Raw genomic sequence first — 2,296 nt, forward strand, 5'->3', positions numbered from 1 at the left:
TGTCGGTGCTTGTGATCCACTCGCAGAAGCGGCTCCATACGTTAGCACTTTCGCGCTGTTGTAAGGTGGTTGTCATGTGTTTATAATTGCGTTTGAGTTATGTATGTTCTGGTAGGTGTTTCTACCTTATGAACTTATAGTAAGCCCTATATTTCGATTTGTAAAGGGGTTTTCGTAATATTTTTTGATAAATCTAGAAACCTGGATCATTAATAAGCTTGTATCCTAGACGGAGTGAGGATTTCAGCTATTAATTATTTTCGTAAGAATTTCTAATTTTCTTGTAACTTAACTTCTAATTGATTGATAAACCCCTACATTTTTGGGCGCAGACCCTGCGCCCCTACCGTATATGCCTGTATTTCGTCAAAATATTGTCACCTATAGTCCCGCCTATACTATCGTTCCTACTTATGAATGCTTTAATCGCTGTACATACTGCAATTTCCGCACAGAACCGGGTAAAAGTCCTTGGTTGACTCTTGGGGCTGCTAAAGAGATTTTTTTACAACTTAAAAATCAAAATGTCTGTGAAATCCTGATTTTGAGTGGGGAGGTCCATCCCCATTCAGCCAGACGGGAAGCTTGGTTTGAACGAATTTATGATTTGTGTGCATTAGCATTGGAAATGGGATTTTTACCCCATACCAACGTTGGTCCACTAAGTTGGGCAGAAATGCAAAGACTAAAAACTGTGAATGTGTCAATGGGGTTAATGTTGGAGCAGTTAACACCACAACTATTAAATACAGTCCATCGTCATGCACCGAGTAAATTGCCCCAAGTGCGATCGCAACAATTACAATGGGCAGGGGAGCTAAAAATCCCCTTCACCACAGGATTACTTTTGGGAATAGGAGAAACAGAAGCAGATTGGTGGGAGACTTTAACCGCTATTTCCGAATCTCATGCACATTACCATCATATTCAAGAGGTAATTCTTCAACCCCACAGCCCTGGAACTGTGCAAACCTTTGACGCACCACCATTTGACCCCCATCAATTACCGACAGTTATCGCTAAAGCGCGGGAAATTTTACCAGCAGACGTGACAATTCAGATTCCCCCCAATTTAGTTGAAGATGAAAATTGGTTACTTGCTTGTATAGCCGCTGGAGCGAGGGATTTAGGAGGAATAAGTCCCAAGGATGAAGTTAATCCTGATTATCCCCATTTACAGGAACAGGAACTTAGAAATATTTTAGAGTCTAGAGGCTGGGAGTTAGTACCACGTTTACCACTGTATCCCCAGTTTGACGACTGGTTGGGTGCAGGGTTACGACAGCAGGTACAAGAATGGCGAGAAAGATTTAATCTCTAGCCCTGTTCATGAAAAAATAGCGACACAGTACGATAAAAGTAACATTAAATATGCTAATTAATCTAATGTATTTACACTGTAAACAAATATGACTACTAGTATATCCTCTAGGACATCCTTCTTGCTCCAGTTAATAGGTATCATCTGCATATTGTTTTTTTCTCTAGACCTTCTATTTTTATTATTCCCTTTACAACTTACAGATAAACTCTGGCAAATTAACCTGTGCAGAAGTCTTGTAGATCAGGGTATTGTACCATTGCTTGGTCTAGGAGGGATTCTAACTGCATACTGGGTTGATAGATCTAGTGAAAGTAGTCGTTCCTCGTCCTCTGGTCTAAAATTGCCAATTTTTATCCTATCTAGTTTGTTAGGACTAATATTTTTGCTGATTTTTCCCCTACATCTCAGTAACGTCAATCAAGTAAAGGAAGAGGGGTTAGCACGGATTGAGAAAGAAGCGGAACAGTCAGAAAACCAAGTTAAAAGTCAATTAGCACAACTCCAAAATCAACTTGGAAATGATCAGGTAAAAGCATCTGTAGAGAAACAACGCGCTGCATTAAAAGAGCAACTCAGAACCCAGCTAAATGAACTGGTCAAGGATGAACAAAAGTATAATCAGGCACTTAGTGACAACCAATTACCAGAGGCACAGAAGGATTTACTGAAGCAGTATAAAACAAATCTTAACTCTCTTGATAATTTCATCGCCCAGCAAACAGACCCTGAACAACTAGCAAAGCAGAGAATTAGCCAAATTCAGACTCAAGCACAACAACAGTTGCAAAAAACCCAGGAAGATGCCTGGAAGGAATTGCGAACTGGTATTAATAGTTTATTGTTGTCAATTGGTTACATCGTCATCGGGTGGAGAGGATTAAGAGGTATGGGTGTTTCCAAAAGTAGTTCTAGTAGTCTGTCAACCAGAAAATGACGGGTGAAGGCAAGTAGGGGGGTAGGGGAGGTCTGTCT

2 protein-coding genes are annotated in these 2,296 nt (G+C 40.4%); both read left to right on the forward strand.

The genetic code is table 11. From position 1 onward, the window contains the following. Positions 1-352: 352 nt before the first annotated feature. Positions 353-1,321, forward strand: a complete 969-nt coding sequence (gene cofG / locus IQ228_RS24910) for a 7,8-didemethyl-8-hydroxy-5-deazariboflavin synthase subunit CofG (RefSeq protein ID WP_027404807.1) — start codon at positions 353-355, stop codon at positions 1,319-1,321. 88 nt (positions 1,322-1,409) lie between these two features. Continuing rightward, on the forward strand, positions 1,410-2,258 hold the full coding sequence (locus IQ228_RS24915; RefSeq protein WP_027404808.1) for an HpsJ family protein: 849 nt from the start codon (positions 1,410-1,412) through the stop codon (positions 2,256-2,258). Positions 2,259-2,296 lie beyond the last annotated feature (38 nt).

This window comes from Dolichospermum sp. LEGE 00246 (genome assembly GCF_015207865.1).
Taxonomy (GTDB): domain Bacteria; phylum Cyanobacteriota; class Cyanobacteriia; order Cyanobacteriales; family Nostocaceae; genus Dolichospermum; species Dolichospermum heterosporum.